This is a genomic window from Citromicrobium bathyomarinum, from assembly GCF_021021475.1.
Classification (GTDB): Bacteria; Pseudomonadota; Alphaproteobacteria; order Sphingomonadales; family Sphingomonadaceae; genus Alteriqipengyuania; species Alteriqipengyuania bathyomarina.
On record NZ_JAINWL010000002.1, the window covers coordinates 381976 to 399926 of the forward strand.

Genomic DNA, 17951 nt, shown 5'->3' on the forward strand with positions numbered 1-17951 from the left:
GCTTATCAATGAATCGACTTCTAACCGGCATTTCGTCGGGCGCGCTTACGTTCGCGCTCGCCACGGGCGCGTCTGCACAGGATGCTGCGCCTGCCGAAACATCCACCGCCGCTGCCGCGCAGCAGAGCCAGTCCGGCCAAGCTGCGCAGCCCGGCGCCCGCCGCAAGCCTGCGCAAGGCGGGGTCAAAACCATCGTCGTCACCGCGCAGCGGCGCAGCGAAGACCTGCAGGATGTGCCGGTAGCGGTCGACGCGATCGGCGCCGAAGAGCTCGACCAGCTCAACATCAGCACCTTCGACGATTACCTGGAGCAGCTGCCTTCGATCACTGCGGGCGGCTCCGGCCCGGGGCAGAGCACGATCTATATTCGCGGCCTCGCCTCGACCACGCCGAACCTGACCACCGCAGGCGTTGCGGGCCTTGCCCCCAACGTCTCGATGTATCTGGACGAGCAGCCGCTGGCGCAGCCCGGCCGCAACCTCGACGTCTATGCCGCGGACCTTGAGCGGATCGAAGTGCTCAAGGGTCCGCAGGGCACGCTGTTCGGCGCCAGCTCGCAGGCGGGCGTCGTCCGCCTGATCACCAACAAGCCGAGCCTCGCCGGGTTCGACGCCAGCTTCAAGGCCAGCACGTCCTTCACCAAGGGCGGCGAGGAAAGCTACAAGGCCGAAGGCATGATCAACGTGCCGGTGACCAGCAACCTCGCGCTGCGCGCGGTGGTGTATCTGGACGATCAGGGCGGCTATATCGATAATGTCGCTGGCACCCGCGACCTCAGCGAAAGCGCGCGCTTCCGTGAGGCGGGCACCGTGCGCAGCAACGGCGTGCCCGTCGAGCCGCGCCGCCAGGGTATCCAGGCGGGCGCCGACCTGTCGGATGTCACCTTCCTCGAAGCCAACAACGCAGGATTGGTCGAAGAGAACTTCAACGACGCGCAGTATTCGGGCTTCCGCGCCTCCGCGCTGTATGAATTCTCGCCCGACTGGAAGCTGACCGTGTCGCACACGCGCCAGTCGCTGGAGACCGACGGCGTGTTCTTCGCCGATCCGGAGCTCGACCTCGATGAGCTGGAAATCCAGCGGTACGAGGACGATCGGCTGGAAGACAGCTTCTCCAACACTGCGTGGAGCGTCGAAGGTCGGCTGGGCATGCTGGATGTGATCTACAACGGTGCCTACACCGATCGCGAGGTCGACCAGAAGATCGACTACACCGATTACATGTTCGCCGGTCAGTACCTGCCGTACTACATCTGCGACGGTTCGGTCAGCTATCCGGGTGCGGGCAACGATCCCAGCGGCACGTGCCAGGCCCCGAATGCGTTCGTGACCTCGGATACCGAAACCACCGTGTTCACGCAGGAACTGCGCGTCAGCACGCCGGAAGAAAACCGCTTCCGGGTGACCGCAGGCGGGTTCTATTCGGACCTGATCCTGAAGGAACGCAACGACTACAACTATCCGGGCAATATCGAGGCGGCACCCTTTGGCGGCTTTGCGCCGAACTTCCCGTTCCCGGGCGCCTATAACAGCGATGCCGGTCCGCTGCCCGCGACCGCGATCTTCCGCAACGACGTGAAGCGCACCGACCGGCAGATCGGTATCTTCGGAGAAGCCAGCTTCGATGTCGTGCCCGACCTGCTGACCGCCACCTTCGGCGCGCGCTACTACAACGTAGAGGTCGATTTCGAAGGCACCGCCAACAGCTCGTTCTGCAACGCAGGCGCTGCCGAAGATCAGAACGCGTTCGGCACCAACCTGTCGGATCTTTACGACGGCGATGGGCAGTACACCTTCATCGGATCGTGCGACGCCTCACTTCGCCAGACGTTCAATCTGGGCGACACCGTCGACGACATCATGGCGGCCGGGCTTTCGGAATCGCAGGCCAACCTGGTGTTCAACGCGCTGAGCGCCCCCGACGTGGCGAAGTCCGAAGGGGTGATCTTCAAGGGTACGGTTACCCTGACCCCTGCCGACGACATTCTGCTGTATGCGACCTATTCGGAAGGCTTCCGCCCCGGTCTTCTCAACCGGCCGGGTGGCGCGCAGGGGCCGGGCAACTTCACCGTTCCCTTCGAACTGCAGACCGATACGGTGGCCAATTACGAACTCGGTTGGAAGACCCAGCTGTTCGACCGCCAGCTGAAGTTCAACGGCAGTGCCTTCTTCGTCGACATCAGCAACCTGCAGACGACGATCTTCGATCCGAGCATCGTCAACCTGTTCTTCTCTGACAATGCGGCGAATGCAGAGATCTGGGGCGTCGAGGCGGAGTTCACCTTCGCACCCTATGCCGTGCCGGGGCTGACGTTCTCGGGCGCGTTCTCGATCCTCGATACCGAGATCACCGAAGTGCTGACCCCGACCGACGACGTCGAGCTTGGCAGCGATCTCGCCTATGCGCCCAACTTCCAGGGCAACGCGCGGGTGCGGTATCAGTGGGCGCTCAGCAATGCGCTGGATGCCTATGTGATGCCGCAGGTGACGCACTCCTCGTCGAAGTACACCGACATCATCAAGATCAACCGCTGGCAGCTGGAAGGTTACACGACCTTCGGTCTGTCCGCGGGGATCGAGGCCGATCGCTGGAATGTCGAAATCTTCGGCGAGAACCTGTCCGACGAACGGGCGCAGATCGCAGGCGACTTCTACTATGATCGTCCGCGCATCGTGACCAACCGTCCGCTGACGATCGGCCTGCGGGTCGGCTACAACTACTGATCGACACGATTTCCGATCATCATGCGGCGGCGGGCGGTTTGCGCTCGCCGCCGCTCTTCATTTAAGGCCGCGCGCATGGACCGACGCGACGAACAGCTACAGGCGGCGCGTAAGGCGTTGCAGGCAGGCGATCACGCGGGCGCGCTCGCGATTGCGGAAGATCTGCTGGCGGCAGATGCCGGCGATGGCGATGCGCTGTACGTCGCCGCTGTCGCTGCGCGCTACGCGGGCAAGGCTGGGGCAGCGGCCGATCATCTCGCCGCGCTCCACCGTGCGATGCCCGAATATGGGCGCGCGTGGCAGGAGGCGGGCCATCTGGCAGTGGCGCGTAATCGGCCGGCGGACGCGATCGCCGCTTTCTCACGGGCGGTCCGCTTCAATCCCGCGCTGGAGGCCAGCTGGCGGGAACTGGCAAGATTGCAGGCAGCCGCGGGCCTGACTGCCGAGGCGCGGGCGGCCAGCGCCCAGCGTGAGCGTATCGGGGCGCTGCCGCGCGAGTTGCTTGCAGTCACCAACCACCTCCACGAGGGCCGCCTGCTCCGTGCCGAGGAAATCTGCCGCCATTATCTGCGCGCGCGCCCGCAAGAGACGGAGGGGATGCGCCTGCTCGCACAGATCGGCATCCGGCTGGGCGTGCTCGATGACGCCGAATTCCTGCTGGAGAGCGCAGTCGCCTTCGCGCCCGAGGACATCCAGTTGCGGCTCGACTATATCGACGCACTGCGCCGCCGCCAGAAATTCGAGCGTTCGCGCGAAGAGGCCGAGGCGCTGTATGCGCGCGATCCCGACAACCCGCTGTTCCAGTCGCATCTCGCGATCGAGAGCCTGCAGACCGGCGATTACGATCGCGCGTTCGAACTGTTCGACCGGGTGCTGAAGGCGCTTCCGCACGATCCCGCGACGCTGACCAGCCGGGGGCACGCGCTCAAGACAATGGGGCGTCAGGCCGACGCGGTCGAAAGTTATCGCGCTGCCTTCACCGCGAAGCCCGATCATGGCGATGCCTTTTATGCGCTCGCCAATCTCAAGACCTACCGCTTCACCGACGAAGAAATGGCGGCGATGCGCGAACAGGCTGCCCGTCCGGAGCTTGCCTTCATGGACCGGGTTCACATCGCCTTCGCGCTGGGCAAGGGGCATGAGGATCGCGGGGAATATGCCGAAAGCTTCGCGCATTACCGCGAAGGCAACGATCTCAAGCGCGCACAGACACGCTACAGCGCCGATGCCATGACCGCCGAGCTGGCTCGCCAGCGCGAGGCATGCACCGCCGACCTGTTCGCGCGACACGAGGGCGACGGGCACCGCGCGCCCGATCCGATCTTCATCCTCGGACTTCCGCGTGCGGGATCGACCCTGCTCGAACAGATCCTCGCCAGCCACAGCCAGATCGACGGGACGCTGGAACTGCCCAATATCCTCTCGCTCGCGCACCGGTTGCGCGGGCGCAAGGCGAGCGCTTCGCGCTATCCCGACATCCTGCACGATCTGACCGCCGAGCAGCTGGCGAAATTCGGCGAGCAATATATCGCTGATACGCGCATCCACCGGCAGGGCGCGCCGTTCTTCATCGACAAGATGCCGAACAATTTCCGGCATATCGGCCTGATTCATCTGATCCTGCCCAATGCCACCATCATCGACGCGCGGCGTGAGCCGATGGATTGCTGTTTCTCCGGCTTCAAGCAGCTGTTCGCCGAGGGGCAGGAGTTCACCTACGGGCTGGAAGAGATCGGTCGGTACTACGCCGATTATGTCGACCTGATGCAGCACTGGGATGAGGTGCTGCCGGGGCGGGTTCTGCGGGTGAGCCACGAGGATGTGCTGGACGATCTGGAGGGCCAGACCCGCCGCATGCTCGACCACATAGGCCTCCCCTTCGAGGAGCAATGCCTCGCTTTCCACGAAACCAAGCGCGCGGTCCGCACCGCCAGCAGCGAGCAGGTGCGTCAGCCGATCACGCGGGCGGGGCAGGGCGCGTGGCGGCCGTATGAGGAATGGCTCGATCCGCTCAAGGCAGCGCTGCAGTCTTAGGTGCACGCGCCCTTACGGTGCCCATCCAGGCCGCCTGTTCCAGATTTGCCAAGCATTTCATAAGGTCGTCGCGGGCCTTCTTGCCCACGGGGCGCTGGCGACTTTTGCACCATGGCGTCATGGGTGCCAGTTGCCCCGGGCGTCTATAATGGGTGAGAACCGCGAGGCGGAGAGGAAGTCTTCCTACCGAGCGTTCTGGAAACATTAACGGCTTGGTCGTACCCCTCATCTAATTGCTTTGAGGTTGTTAAGCGCGAGAACTGTCGACGATGATTTTGGTAGTCGAAGACGAGGCCGACGTCCGCGAGGAGTTGGTCGAAATGCTCGAATTGCGCCGTTTCGCTGTGAGCGGTGCGGACAGTGTTGCATCAGGCATGGAGCAGATCAGGGCAGCTTCGAGCTCGCTCATTTTGCTCACCGACCTGCGTCTGGGCGACGGAAGCGGCCTCGACCTGATCCGGCAGATAACGGCTGATCCCGCTTTGGAAGCTAAAATCTCGCGCTCGATCCTGATGACCGGTCACATCGACCTTACGGAGCAGATTCACCTCGAGATTGGCAAGCAGGATATTCCCATCCTCTTTAAGCCGGTCGATTCCGGCTTGCTGTTGCCGCTGCTGACAGAAGACGCGCTGACCTGATGGCTAGCCCCCTAGACGCCAACTACAGGTCATGGTTCGGACTGACGATGTGCCGCGGGATGACGCCCCGGGGATGGGTCGTCGCCGTGGCTCTCCTTGTGTTTGCGACCGCGGCGAGCTCTTTCAGGATCGTGCTCGCGCCGGGCTTCGAGCTGTATCTCGGGCCGTTCTTCTACCTGATGGCGTACCGCTTGGGCGGGCTCAAGCTGGCGATCCCTGTGGTATTGCTCACAATGGGTGCATCGGTATTCTGGTGGGGGCACCTTTTCACCATCGCGATGGCTCTGGGCCATGTAGTGTTCATCGATCGGGTCCGCTTTGCCGGGCGCTCCCTCGCGATAGCAACGCTCGTATTCTTCCTCACGTTCGGTTCCATCGGATCGTTCCTCTTCCTGTATTTCTACTACGGTGCGTCGGCGACGATCATCGAGCTGGCGCTCATTCGCAAGGTCCTCAACGAAGTGCTGCTGGCCGCGCTGGTCGATCTGTGCGTAGCCATGCTGGCACTCAATCTTCGCACCGGGCGTCTGTTCAGGCGGCGAACGGTCAGCCTTGCGGAATTGCTGCCCGCTTCGATCACGCTCATCGTGCTGACATCCGCACTCGTTCTGTTCCTTGGCAGCGTGCGCAGCTTTCCCCAGGATTTCGCCAATTACCGGGCTGATACGGCGCTCCAGGTCGAATTGCGGATCGGCCGCGGGCTATACCGGCAGGAACCCTTTCTGGGCATGGCCAGTCTGCAAAATGCCGGGATAGAGAATCAGAAGGTGCTGATTTCGGACGAGGAGACCAGCCTGCGGTCGCGCTCTGCGATGGACCTGTTCGGTTGCCAGCGGATCGACGACGGGGCTCAGGTCAGCGGCCCGAACGATCGGAGCACATTTGCCTATTGGGTTTCGGCATGCCAGCTCGCCGATGTGCAGATCGCGGGCCGTCAATATTACTATCTCTATTCAACCCGGCCCCTCGCAGAAAAGGCATATCACGGGGTCTTGCTCCAGATGATCGGTCCGGCGCTGATCCTCGTCTTCGCAATTCTGCTGCAGGTGTTTTTGTCGCGCGCGCTCAAGCGATCGCTGCGCGCCTGGAAAGAAGTGACAGAAGGCTTCGGTCGTCCGGGGCTGTCCGCCCCACGCCAGCTCGCGATCACGGAATTCGAGCGACCGATCGCGGCGATCGTCGCGGCCAATAACAGTTTCGCCGGGCTGGTGGAGGAACGCAGGCGCATCACGCGTGCGGTGACCGAACTTAAACAGGAGATGGATCTTAGCCTGGCCGCCAATATCCTCTTTGACCGGGAGGCCTGCGCCCTCAGTTTCCAGGACATCAGCACTGATCGGCTGGCGCAACAGCGGTCGGTCGATGTACATCCCAACGATTGCATGGCGTTTTCCGAGGCGAGCAGGGCGGACGAGGCTTTCATCGAATTCCGCTTGGGGGGGGGATGTTTCAAACGATTGGTATCTGCTCGTCGCGCGCGATCTGCTCGCCCCGGGGCATTGGCGTTCGGGCTGGATCGTACGCCTGCGCCAGTCGAAATTGGCCCAGAACCGGATGTTGCAACAGGCGCGGCTGGTTGAACTCGGCGGCATGGCATCCGCGCTGAGCCATGAGCTCAAACAACCGTTGTTCACCATTTCGCTGTGTGCGGAGAACGGACGGCTGCTGCTCGATCAGGGGGATGAAGAGGGTTCTGCACGTGCGCGCAGAAAACTGGATCGGATCAGCGATCAGGTGCACCGGGCACGGGACATCATCGGGCGGATTTCCCGCTATGCGCGGATCGAGGATAGCGATCCGGAACCGCTGGATCTGGGTGAGGTCATCGCCGCGACCCTGTCTTTCATCCGGCCCCTGCTGGTCCAGCACGATGTCGGCGTACAAGTCACCCTGCCGGAAGGTCCGCCGCCGCGCTTGCTCGCGCCGCGGGTCGGCCTCGAACAGGTGCTGGTCAATGCATTCCAGAACGCGGTCGATTCCATCGCGACGCGCCGCGAGAGCGACGAGGACGGGTTGACCGGAGTGATCGAGCTTGGCGTGAACATGGCAGAGGACGGACTGCAGATCAGCATTGCCGATAATGGCGGTGGCTTGTCGCTCAGCCACCCGGAAGCTGCGTTCGATGCATTCATGACGACCAAGGATTCAGATCGTGGGACCGGGCTGGGTCTTTATATCTCACGGCAAATCGTCATGGAGATCGGCGGCAAGATTGCGATCACCTCGCGCGAGGAACCCGAGCAAGGCGCGATCGTGACGATCGACTTCCCCGCATTTGTCGTGGTTCCGCCCGACGTGCCTTCCTCTACTGCGGGGGAGGTGTCGGCGAATGCCTAGGCCAAGTCTCCACATCATCGACGACGACGAGGAAGCTTGCGCCGAGATTTCCAGTGCGCTGCGGGCTTCGGGTTACGATTGCTCGTGGGCGACGTCGGCCGAACGGATGACGGGGCCGGGCGACCGGGATCCTGATATCCTGCTCCTCGACCTCAGCTTGCCGGGTATGGATGGATTTCAGGTCATCAAGCGGCTCGCAGGGGAGGGCCGCCGGTCCCACGTGATCGTGGCCAGCGGACATGAACACAGGATCATTCAAGCTGCCGTACGCTATGCCCGGGATGTCGGTTTGAGTGTCTTGGGTGCGCTGGAAAAACCCTACTCGATCCACTCGCTTCTGGCCCTTGCGGAGAAGGGTGCCTCGCCTGTGCGAAGCACTCCGGACGACCAGGCGGCGTTGATCGACAAACTCTTGGGTAGCGATGCGATCGGACAGCAGGCCCGGACTGTCTTCCAGTCGAAGCGCCGGTTGGCCGACGGATCAATAGTCGGATACGAGGCCCTGCTGCGCATTTCGGCAGATGGCGTTGCCATCAATCCCGAAGCAATCTTCGATGCGCGCGTCGAAGTGGCACACCAGCTCGCGCTGACGCGCAAGGTGCTCGACGACGCCTTGCAGTTCGTATCGAGCCTGCGTGATGCGGGCACCCACACCACGGTTTCGGTGAATTGTACCCCAGCGATCCTGTGCGCCGCCGATCTTCCCGAGATCGTTTTCGAAGCGTTGGAGCGCTGGCAGATGCCTGCAGGCACGCTGATGATCGAGATCACCGAAAACGCGGCGATCGAATCGTTTCATGAGGTTGCCAGCGCTGCGTGTCGCCTTGCGATGCGCGATTGCGGCATCTCGATCGACGATTTCGGGCGCGGGACAACCAGCCTGGAGCGGCTTTTCGACCTCCCGCTGACCGAGCTGAAAATCGACAAGGAGATTTTCTGGAAATGCTTCGATGGGCACGAACCTTCGGGTCTGCTCAAGGAGGTGGTCCATTACTGCGAGGAACGCGGGATCACATCCACGGTTGAAGGCATCGAGACAGTCGCGCATTTCGATTTTGCCACCTCGCTGGGGGCGCAATGCGGACAGGGCTATCTCTGGGACTGGCCGAGCCCAGCAGTGCTCTTGTCGGGCCCGCGGGCAAACGTATCATTGGGCGGATAGGGTACCATCCATTCCGACCCGTCATTTTGAGTTCGAGCGGATATTATGCGCAGCATCTACATAGTCGATGACGATCAGTCGGTGCGCTCAGAGCTGTATTCCCTGCTGTCCGTCTATCCCAACACATTGCTGCGGTCCTTTGCGTCCGGCGACGATTTTCTGGCCGAGCTTGGTGACATTCAATCGGCTCTGATCCTGCTCGACATGAACATGCCGGGTGCCAGCGGCTTCGACGTGCTGGCGGCAATCCGCGATCGTAAGGATCTTTTGTCGATCGTGATCACCGGGCAGGGCGATACGCGGATGGCCGTCCAGGCGATGAAGGCGGGTGCCATCGACTTTCTCGAAAAGCCCTGCGATCCCAAGGCCCTGTTGCAGACGATCGACCAGGCGTTCGAAAATCTGGAAGAAACCGAACAGGTGATCGCGCGTACCGGAGAGGCGCGAGAGAAGGTGTCCCGCCTGTCCGCCCGCGAGCGGGACGTTCTGGAAGGTCTGATCGAGGGCAAGTCCAACAAGGTCATCGGTTACGAACTCGATATCAGCCCGCGCACGGTCGAGGTCTACCGTGGGAAGATGATGGACAAGCTGGAAGTGCAAAGCCTGCCCGAAGCTCTGCGCGTGGCCTTCGCCGCCGGTCTGGTCGAGGCCTAGGCGAGAGGCCACGCGGCCAAGGGTAAGCCGCGCGGTGTTGAGCCCGACGGGCGATCGTCAGAAACTGAGCGTCACATCCGACAGGATATAGCGGGTGTCGCCGGTATCGGGGGCATTGGCCGCCTGTTCGAGAAAGCGTCCCTTGCTGAGATAGGCTGCGCCGAGGCCAAAGCGTATCGACTTCGGCACGATCCAGTAGCCGAGCGAGGCTTCGTATTGGGTTCCGGCGAAGCGGCCCGCGCTGCCGAGTGGATCCGTCACGCTCGTTTTCGCGAAGGAGTCCGTCTCGCTCTGCAACCATGCGAGGCGGACCGAGAGCGATCCGTCGAGGCGCTTGCTGGGCTTTGCCGCGATGCGCAGGCCGGGCGAGATAATGTTGGAAAAGGACAGCGGACCATAATTGGCGGTCGGTCCGAAGGTGCTGCTGCGCGCGCCGAACAGCGGATCGAAGCGGGTGTAGTCGCCACCCGCGCTTTCGCCTGACGCAGCGTCGAATAGTGCGGCGATACGCAAGCCAGCCGGGCCGCCTAGCGAGCGACCGATTTCGGCGTGCATCATCCATGCGGAGACGTCCTGTTCCGCAGCGTTGGCCGCCTTGCCGCTGCGGATCGTGCCGAGCTGGTAGGCGGCCTCGAAATCGAAATCGAACATCCCGTCCTTGGGCTTGCGCAGCAGGCGCAGGCCCGGGGTGAAAAGCTGCCGATTGCGCGTCGCATTGTCCGGGCGATCGTCTTCCAGCAGTCCATAGCCGTAGAGTTCGAGGCTTGCGCCGAGCGCGTCCAGCTTGGACTGGTAATTGGCGCCGAAGAGCTGGAGGTCCGCCCCCTCGCGGTCGAACTTGAAATCATTGTCGCGAATGGACGCGGCATCGCCAGGGCGCCGTTCTTGCGGCATGGTCCAGAACAGGCTGATCTGGTCACCACCTTCCGAAGAAAGGTCGACGCGTGCACCGGTGAAGGAGGTCGGAACGTTGGAAAAGCCGATGCGGCTGACGAGGCGACCCGATCCGTATTTCATGGTGAAGCGGCCCGCCTGCAGGCTCGTCTTCCAGCCATCGGCCACCTCGCCCAGATCGAACTGGGCATAGGCCTGAATGGGCTCCAGCACATTTACGGTGGAGGTGTTCACGGTAGAACCCGGATCGACCCCGTAGGCACGCGCGTCGAGCAGTTCGCCGACGAACCGCACGGGCCCGGTGGCATATTCGGCCTTCACCAGTGCGCGGGTCGACCAGATGGTCTCGTCGGGAAGCTTGCCCGGACGAAATTCGTCATCGATCCGCTCGAACCGGCCACGCACGCTGCCTTCGATCGAGAAGCCGTCATCCTCTTGCGTGTCGTCGGCGGCCAGCACGGGGGCCGGCAGGGCCAACAGCACCGCAACCGCGGCCATAGAGGCGCGGCTGCCGGAACGTTCGCCAAAAATCATAGTGCACTCCATCTGAAACCTGTGCTGGCTTTATAGCTGGAGCGAAGAGGGTTCCGGCGGACGGACGCGCTTTTTCGGTTTGCGATGGATGGTTTGGGCGATCGCGGGGGTGCGGTTCGAGATTTTCGCGCCGCCGCAGCCGGGCTGCACGGCCGACATTCTATAATTGGGACATCTGTTCGGCTTTTTGCCCTCAATTATGGAGTGATTTCTGAATGCTAAGTCGCCTCAACGACTGGCCCCTGTCGCGCAAGATGCTGCTCGCCTTTGGCGCGCTGTTCATCGCCTTCGCGGCCATGGCCACGGTTTCGTACGTCGCCGAGAAATCCGCGCTCGCCTATTCCGAACAGGCCAATAAACGTGGCCTGGTAGCGACCTCTGCGCTTGCTCGGGTGCAGGACCAGGTCAAGCAGTACCGGATCCTGGTTTTTGCCCACGTCAACCGGATCAGCGAAGAGGATCGCATCAATACCGAAGAGCGTATGGCCAAGGCTCAGACCGAGCTCCATGCCGCGATGGCCGACTATGCCGAAGCAGCCGAACTTTCGCAGCGCCAAGGTTCTCAGGTGGCCCGCGACTTCGCACTGCTAGAGAGCGCGGTCGATCGGCTGGAAGCGACGAACAAGCAACTTGTCTCGATCAGCAGCTCACAGCCGCGCGAAGTGGCGATCCAGTTCCTGCGCACCGACGCAAAGGAAGCCTCGCATGATGCCATCGAAGCAGTCGAAACCCTGGTAAAGGAAGTGGTCGACACGCGTCAGGCCGCCTTCGAAGAAGCGCGCGACTTCGGCAGCTTCATGGAAATGCTGTCGCTTCTCATCGCCCTATTCGGCATCGGCGCACTAGGGGCAATCTGGTTTGGCCTGAACAAGAGCGTCGCCCAGCCGCTCGCAGCGCTGGCCGATACGACGCAGCGTCTGGCTGGTGGTGCCGACCTTCCCGTGCCGTCGACCAATCGTGCGGACGAGGTCGGCCAGATCGCCAAGGCCGTGGACAGTTTCCGAGTGGCCGCCGCCAAACGTTCGGAAGACGCCATTCGTGAAGCAGAGGAACAGCGTGTGGTGACCACTGCGCTGAGCAATGGGCTTACCGCGCTCTCGGAAGGCGATCTGACCACGGAACTGAAGGCCGACTTCCCGCCTGCGTACGGAGAGCTCAAGATCAATTTCAACGAGGCGATTGCCCGCTTGCGCGAAATGATCTCGGCCGTTGCCGACAGTGCCGAGGCGATCGGCACCGGCTCGCGCGAGATTGCTCAGGCATCGGAAGACCTTGCCCGCCGCACGGAAAGTAACGCCGCTAGCCTGGAAGAAACCTCGGCCTCGCTGACCCAGATCGACCAACGCCTCAAGGTGTCCGCAGATGCCGGTCAGCAGACCGTCGTACGCGCAGACAACGCGATCAAGGCGGTCAGTGGCGGGCGCTCGATCGCCGACGAGGCGGTTCAGGCGATGGGCCGCGTCAGCGAAAGTGCCAAGGGCATCGACGCGGTGATCGAAGGGCTCGACAAGATCGCCTTCCAGACCCGCGTTCTGGCGATGAACGCCGCCGTGGAAGCAGGCCGTGCCGGTGAGGCAGGGCGTGGCTTCGCGGTGGTTGCCGATCTGGTCAGTGCGCTGGCCATGCGCGCCGAGGAAGAGGCCAAGCTTGCCCGCGATCAGCTCACCGTGACCCAGGCCGATATCGGCACTGCGGTGAACGCGGTGGAGCGTGTCGACGGCGCACTTGCGGACATCACTGAGGGTGTCAGCGAAGTGCACAGCCTGCTGGGCACGATGGCTGCCGACAACCAGACGCAGTCTTCGTCCGTGACCGAGATCAGCTCGGCCATCTCCAGCATGGACCAGTCGACGCAGCAGAACGCAGCGATGGTAGAAGAAACTTCCGCTGCCGCGCGCAACCTGTTGAGCGAGGTCAGCTCGCTGTCGGAGCGTGCTTCCCTGTTCCGGACCGGCAAGGCCAAGGTGACGGTTACGGCGCCCGCGACCAAATCGCGTTCGCTTCCGGCCCCAGCGGCCAAGCCTTCCCCCGCCTACGTCTCTCCCGTCGCAGCCCTTCCTGCCAACGGGGCGGGTGCCGGCGGTGCGGACGACTGGAACGACTTCTAGTCCTAGTTCCTCGCTCGATGCCAGGCCGGCCACCTTCAGGGTGCGACCGGCCTGGCAACCTTGTGCTGTAGGTCCCTCACGGCTTGCTGAAAGACGTGCCTAAATAAGTTATTGTAAAAGCCTCCGATAAGTTACGTAACCCTATATAATGTCAGTAGGAAAGCATCTCACCCATAATGCTCGGCTATAATAGCTGGAAGCGTAATCGTGCGGACGCGCCTTAGAGTATCGCACAATGAGAGTGAGGTTTAACTATGCACTGGTTCAGAACAGTTGCCCCGATCAGGTTGAAGCTGCTTGTAGCATTCGGCTCGCTCACGGCACTGACCGCGATGGTTGGTATCGTCGGCGTGATCATGGGTGACGTCATCACCATGGTTGCCGGAGCGGTAGCCACAATTATCGCGGCGCTGCTGGGTGTCGTCTATCGCACCAATATCGCTGATCCCTACGTGACCACCGTGGTCCGTATGGAAGGTCTCGCCGCTGGGGACCTCGACTCCCCGATCGAGTTCGTCAATTATCAGGACTGCGTAGGCCGTATCGCGCGGGCCATGTTCACATTCCGCGATGCGGCCGTAGAGCAGAAGAAGCAGGCCGACGAGCAGGCCGAGGTCGTCCGCGTACTTGCCGCGCACCTGGCCAAGCTTTCCGAAGGCGATCTGACTGCCGAAGTGAGCGCAGAATTCCCGCCCGCTTATGCCGAGCTCAAGATCAACTTCAACGAAGCGGTCGTGCGCCTGCGCGAGATGATCTCGGCCGTTGCCGACAGTGCCGAGGCGATCGGTACGGGCTCGCGCGAGATCGCACAGGCATCGGAGGATCTGGCTCGTCGCACGGAAAGCAACGCCGCCAGCCTCGAAGAAACCTCCGCCTCGCTTGCGCAGATCGACGAGCGACTGCGGGCGACTGCAGGCTCGGGTCAGAAGACCGTCGAACGCGCCGACTCCGCGATTGGCGTGGTCAATGGCGGGCGCTCGATCGCCAACGAAGCGGTTCAGGCGATGGGGCGCGTCAGCGAAAGCGCCAAGGGCATCGACGCGGTCATCGAAGGGCTCGACAAGATCGCCTTCCAGACGCGCGTGCTCGCGATGAACGCCGCAGTCGAAGCAGGGCGTGCCGGTGAGGCGGGTCGTGGCTTCGCGGTGGTTGCCGATCTGGTCAGCGCGCTGGCCATGCGCGCCGAGGAAGAGGCCAAGCTTGCCCGCGATCAGCTGACCGTGACCCAGACCGATATCGGCACTGCGGTCAACGCGGTGGAGCGCGTCGACGGCGCGCTGGCCGAGATCACCGAGGGCGTCAGCGAAGTGCACAATCTGCTCGGCACGATGGCGGCAGACAACCAGACGCAGTCTTCGTCGGTGACCGAGATCAGCTCGGCCATCTCCAGCATGGACCAGTCGACGCAGCAGAACGCGGCGATGGTGGAGGAGACCTCTGCCGCGGCCCGCAACCTGTTGAGTGAAGTCAGCTCGCTGTCGGAGCGTGCGGCCCTGTTCCAGACCGGCAAGGCCAAGGTTACGGTTACGGCGCCCGCCTCAAAGGCCCGCTCGCTTCCGGCCCCTGCGGCTAAGCCTGCCAAGGCCTACGTATCTCCGGTCGCGGCACTGCCCGCGAACGGCGCATCGCATAGCGGTGCGGACGACTGGAACGACTTTTAGGGAGGTCCAGCCGTCAAACGAAATCGGGCCGGCGCCTCCCAAAGGCTGTCGGCCCGGTAACCACCATGCCGAGTACGGTGATGTTCCGCTCCGTAGGTAAAGGACACGGGCGGTCGGGCCGACAGGATGGTCTCCCGCACCTTAACAACGAGAGATTACCCAAGATGCCTAAGCAAGAAATGCAGTCGCGGCTCGAATTCGCCGCGTTCGACGCCAAGCAGCAATCGCTGCTGTCCAAGTCCAAGTCGCGCATCGACCGGGTTCTCCCGAAGGCTCTCGACCGGTTCTACGACGTCGTCCGCAAGACGCCGGAGACGGCACGCTTCTTCAAGGACGAGAAGCACATGACCGGTGCCAAGGCTGCCCAGTCGCGCCACTGGAACAATATCGCGACCGCGAATTTCGACGAGGGCTATTACGAGAGCGTCCGGCGTATCGGCGAACGCCATGCCATCATCGGACTCGAACCGCGTTGGTATATCGGCGCCTACGCCGTGCTGCTCGAGGAGATGTTCCGCGGGCTGGCAGGCGGCTCGGGTGTCAAGCGGCTCCTTCCTGGCAACGACATTGAGCTGATCATTTCGGTGCTCAAGGCCGCGCTGATGGACATGGAGCTGTCGGTCTCGATTTATTTCGAGCGCACCAAGGCTTCGCAGGTCACAGTGGTCGAGGCGCTCGAGCGCGAACTTGGCCGCCTGTCGCAGGGCGATCTTACTGCCAGTATCGACGAAGATCTCGCGCCGGAATATGCGACGGTGAAGACCAACTTCAACGACGCGGTGGCGAACCTGCGCGAGATAATTTCGGCTGTTGCCGACAGTGCCGAGGCAATCGGCACGGGCTCGCGCGAGATTGCGCAGGCATCGGAAGATCTCGCCCGCCGCACCGAAAGCAACGCCGCCAGCCTGGAAGAAACCTCCGCCTCGCTGACCCAGATCGACCAGCGTCTCAGGGCGTCTGCGGATGCGGGCCAGAAGACCGTCGAGCGCGCCGATTCCGCAATCAAGGCGGTCAATGGCGGGCGCTCGATCGCGGATGAGGCGGTTCAGGCGATGGGCCGTGTCAGCGAGAGTGCCAAGGGTATCGACGCGGTGATCGAAGGGCTCGACAAGATCGCCTTCCAGACACGCGTGCTCGCCATGAACGCCGCCGTGGAAGCAGGTCGTGCCGGCGAGGCAGGCCGTGGCTTCGCGGTGGTCGCCGATCTGGTCAGCGCGCTGGCCATGCGCGCCGAGGAAGAGGCCAAGCTTGCCCGCGATCAGCTGACCGTGACGCAGACCGACATCGGGACTGCGGTTGGTGCGGTCGAGCGTGTCGACGGCGCACTTGCGGACATCACCGAAGGGGTGAGCGAAGTGCACACCCTTCTGGGCACCATGGCGGCCGACAACCAGACGCAGTCGTCTTCGGTCACAGAGATCAGCTCGGCCATCTCCAGCATGGACCAGTCGACGCAGCAGAACGCGGCGATGGTGGAGGAGACCTCTGCCGCGGCCCGCAACCTGCTGAGCGAGGTCGGTTCCCTGTCGGAGCGTGCGGCTATGTTCCAGACCGGCGGCGATTCATCCCGCGTCAGGGTGACGGCACCGGCTTCGAACGTCCGGTCGCCCCAGACCCCTGCCCACACTGCTGCGAAGAGCCAGGGATCATCCGCCACGAAGAACGCCGGCCGTTCGGGAGCGGACGACTGGAACAGCTTCTAGGACGATCGGATATTCCATCCGGTTCAGACGGGCCGCCGCTTCTTTAGAAGCGGCGGCCCTTTTTGTATCGCCGCTGCCGGCGGTGTAAGCGGGGCGTGCGTACAACTTGCTTGTCTTGAGTGGCTGCAGCGGACGCCAGGCACAAAAAAAGGAGCGACAGGCCCGCTGTCGCTCCTCTTTTCTTGATGCGTTGTTGTCAGGCCTTGGCCAGGCGCTGCGCTGCAAGCCCTTCCATGACGCTGCGGTTGACCTCGATCAGGTCATTGATGCTCTCGCGCCCGGCGATGACCTCGCTCGAGAAGCGATTGACCCAGAGCGCGAGGGAGATGATCGAAGCGCGCAGTTCACGGGGAAGTTCGTTGCCGGGTGAAGTGCAGTCGGCGGAGAAGATGTTCCACATCTCGCGATTGCGATGCAGCGGCTCGGCCAGTTCGGCCCCTTGCCTTTGCGCATCGCGGGCGACGATCATCTCTCCGGTGATCTGCCCCATCAAGCGATGCTCTGTATCGCGGGGCGCTTCGGAGAGCCGGCGAACACTCTGGTAAGCGGCAAGCGACATCAAAAAAACTCCTTTGACGGTGTTTTTCTATTTTAGACAGTTCGCGGACATTCCAGCGGCCTGAAGGACCATTTTACTGGCGCTTGCCGCCGTGGCCTCCTGAAATCCTCCTATAATCAAAAAGCGCGTGCCGTTCGTGCGATTACGAGGACTTCTCCATGGATCTGCCAACTCATCCTCTTGCCGGGATGCGCCTTGCGATCAAGGAGACGCTCGACACGGCCGGCGTCGATCGAGTGTGCGTGATCGGACGCGCCGATCCGCTGACCTCAGACATTCTCGCGCAGTTTGAAAGGTCGGGCGGCGCGCTCGACATACTGGACTGCGCCTGCGGTGCCTCTACCTTTCCGATGAATTCGGGCGCGTGCGCCTGGATCATCCCGGGCGTCGCAAACTACTACCACGCCTATCGATTGCTGCACGTCATCCGCGCGATGACGGTGAGGCAGCAGACGCCGTTTCTGGTCCTGCGCCCGCAGCTCGAAACCACCATCGCCCGCCGGGACTATTATGTCGGCGTTCCAAGCGTGCCCGCTCCATGGCGGCATTGCTCCGAAACCTGCCTCGTCCGCGGCGAGACGATCGAGCGCGCGACGATCAAGGGCGGCCTTCGCAATGGTGTTCTGACCGCGATCGAGGACTTCACCCAGGAGGTCTGGGACGAAGGCACCGCGCTTGCCTACACCTGTCTTCCCACGATCGGCGGCTTTTGCGCCCTGTTCGATGTGGAGGCCGATTGGGCCCCCGAACTCGCCTACCGCCTGTCCAGGTTTCACGACAGCGCAGCCGTCGCTGCGATGAGCGAAAAGGAACTGCTGGATTACCTGGACATCATCGGGCGACCACGCGGTGATGGGGGCAAGGCCGAAGAATAAACCGCACCAACACCATCCGAACCGCACGTCACCAGCCTATAATTCAACACAGACCCGTCCTTTAGG

General features: G+C 62.6%; 13 protein-coding genes. 11 read left to right on the plus strand and 2 right to left on the minus strand.

What is annotated here, in order from left to right; genetic code table 11:
* The first annotated feature begins 8 nt into the window (after positions 1-8).
* From K7H93_RS09835 to K7H93_RS09865, 7 genes are all read left to right on the plus strand, one after another.
* Complete coding sequence (locus tag K7H93_RS09835) at positions 9-2723, plus strand: TonB-dependent receptor (RefSeq protein ID WP_230783469.1); 2715 nt, start codon at positions 9-11, stop codon at positions 2721-2723.
* A gap of 75 nt (positions 2724-2798) precedes the next feature.
* Positions 2799-4757 (plus strand): tetratricopeptide repeat-containing sulfotransferase family protein, encoded by a 1959-nt coding sequence (locus tag K7H93_RS09840; protein ID WP_230783470.1) that lies wholly within the window; start codon positions 2799-2801, stop codon positions 4755-4757.
* Between the two features lie 269 nt (positions 4758-5026).
* Positions 5027-5398 (plus strand): response regulator, encoded by a 372-nt coding sequence (locus K7H93_RS09845; protein ID WP_230783471.1) that lies wholly within the window; start codon positions 5027-5029, stop codon positions 5396-5398.
* The gene (locus tag K7H93_RS09850; RefSeq protein ID WP_230783472.1) at positions 5398-6978 is read left to right on the plus strand and encodes a hypothetical protein; all 1581 of its coding nucleotides are present in this window, start codon (positions 5398-5400) and stop codon (positions 6976-6978) included. The genes K7H93_RS09845 and K7H93_RS09850 overlap by 1 nt, the downstream gene beginning before the upstream one ends.
* A gap of 10 nt (positions 6979-6988) precedes the next feature.
* A complete protein-coding gene (locus tag K7H93_RS09855; RefSeq protein WP_230783473.1) occupies positions 6989-7735 on the plus strand; it encodes a sensor histidine kinase in 747 nt (248 codons plus the stop codon).
* Positions 7674-8897: an EAL domain-containing response regulator gene (locus K7H93_RS09860; protein ID WP_230783474.1), complete on the plus strand. Its 1224-nt coding sequence runs from the start codon at positions 7674-7676 to the stop codon at positions 8895-8897. Before K7H93_RS09855 ends, K7H93_RS09860 begins: the two co-directional genes overlap by 62 nt.
* Before the next feature lie 45 nt (positions 8898-8942).
* The gene (locus K7H93_RS09865; RefSeq protein ID WP_230783475.1) at positions 8943-9551 is read left to right on the plus strand and encodes a response regulator transcription factor; all 609 of its coding nucleotides are present in this window, start codon (positions 8943-8945) and stop codon (positions 9549-9551) included.
* Positions 9552-9608: 57 nt separating this feature from the next.
* Here the strand turns inward: K7H93_RS09865 and K7H93_RS09870 are convergent, their stop codons facing one another.
* On the minus strand, positions 9609-10979 hold the full coding sequence (locus K7H93_RS09870; protein WP_230783476.1) for an alginate export family protein: 1371 nt from the start codon (positions 10977-10979) through the stop codon (positions 9609-9611).
* A 215-nt stretch (positions 10980-11194) separates the two neighbouring features.
* On the opposite strand from K7H93_RS09870, the gene K7H93_RS09875 reads away from it, so the two are divergent.
* The 3 genes from K7H93_RS09875 to K7H93_RS09885 all read left to right on the plus strand — a co-directional run bounded on the left by K7H93_RS09875 (position 11195) and on the right by K7H93_RS09885 (position 16451).
* Positions 11195-13087: a methyl-accepting chemotaxis protein gene (locus tag K7H93_RS09875; protein ID WP_230783477.1), complete on the plus strand. Its 1893-nt coding sequence runs from the start codon at positions 11195-11197 to the stop codon at positions 13085-13087.
* A 287-nt stretch (positions 13088-13374) separates the two neighbouring features.
* Complete coding sequence (locus K7H93_RS09880; protein ID WP_230783478.1) at positions 13375-14748, plus strand: methyl-accepting chemotaxis protein; 1374 nt, start codon at positions 13375-13377, stop codon at positions 14746-14748.
* 164 nt (positions 14749-14912) lie between these two features.
* On the plus strand, positions 14913-16451 hold the full coding sequence (locus K7H93_RS09885) for a globin-coupled sensor protein (protein ID WP_230783479.1): 1539 nt from the start codon (positions 14913-14915) through the stop codon (positions 16449-16451).
* Between the two features lie 196 nt (positions 16452-16647).
* Here K7H93_RS09885 and flaF read toward each other — a convergent pair whose 3' ends face one another.
* The gene (flaF, locus tag K7H93_RS09890; protein WP_226662369.1) at positions 16648-17010 is read right to left on the minus strand and encodes a flagellar biosynthesis regulator FlaF; all 363 of its coding nucleotides are present in this window, start codon (positions 17008-17010) and stop codon (positions 16648-16650) included.
* A 158-nt stretch (positions 17011-17168) separates the two neighbouring features.
* On the opposite strand from flaF, the gene K7H93_RS09895 reads away from it, so the two are divergent.
* On the plus strand, positions 17169-17885 hold the full coding sequence (locus K7H93_RS09895; protein WP_226662366.1) for a hypothetical protein: 717 nt from the start codon (positions 17169-17171) through the stop codon (positions 17883-17885).
* The last annotated feature ends 66 nt before the right edge of the window (positions 17886-17951 follow it).

Coding starts and splice junctions, on each gene's coding strand:
- flaF (WP_226662369.1), bottom strand. CDS start 17,010: ATGTCGCTTGCCGCTTACCAGAGTGTTCGCCGGCTCTCCGAAGCGCCC.
- K7H93_RS09850 (WP_230783472.1), top strand. CDS start 5,398: ATGGCTAGCCCCCTAGACGCCAACTACAGGTCATGGTTCGGACTGACG.
- K7H93_RS09865 (WP_230783475.1), top strand. CDS start 8,943: ATGCGCAGCATCTACATAGTCGATGACGATCAGTCGGTGCGCTCAGAG.
- K7H93_RS09855 (WP_230783473.1), top strand. CDS start 6,989: ATGGCATCCGCGCTGAGCCATGAGCTCAAACAACCGTTGTTCACCATT.
- K7H93_RS09840 (WP_230783470.1), top strand. CDS start 2,799: ATGGACCGACGCGACGAACAGCTACAGGCGGCGCGTAAGGCGTTGCAG.
- K7H93_RS09845 (WP_230783471.1), top strand. CDS start 5,027: ATGATTTTGGTAGTCGAAGACGAGGCCGACGTCCGCGAGGAGTTGGTC.
- K7H93_RS09870 (WP_230783476.1), bottom strand. CDS start 10,979: ATGATTTTTGGCGAACGTTCCGGCAGCCGCGCCTCTATGGCCGCGGTT.
- K7H93_RS09895 (WP_226662366.1), top strand. CDS start 17,169: ATGGATCTGCCAACTCATCCTCTTGCCGGGATGCGCCTTGCGATCAAG.
- K7H93_RS09885 (WP_230783479.1), top strand. CDS start 14,913: ATGCCTAAGCAAGAAATGCAGTCGCGGCTCGAATTCGCCGCGTTCGAC.
- K7H93_RS09875 (WP_230783477.1), top strand. CDS start 11,195: ATGCTAAGTCGCCTCAACGACTGGCCCCTGTCGCGCAAGATGCTGCTC.
- K7H93_RS09835 (WP_230783469.1), top strand. CDS start 9: ATGAATCGACTTCTAACCGGCATTTCGTCGGGCGCGCTTACGTTCGCG.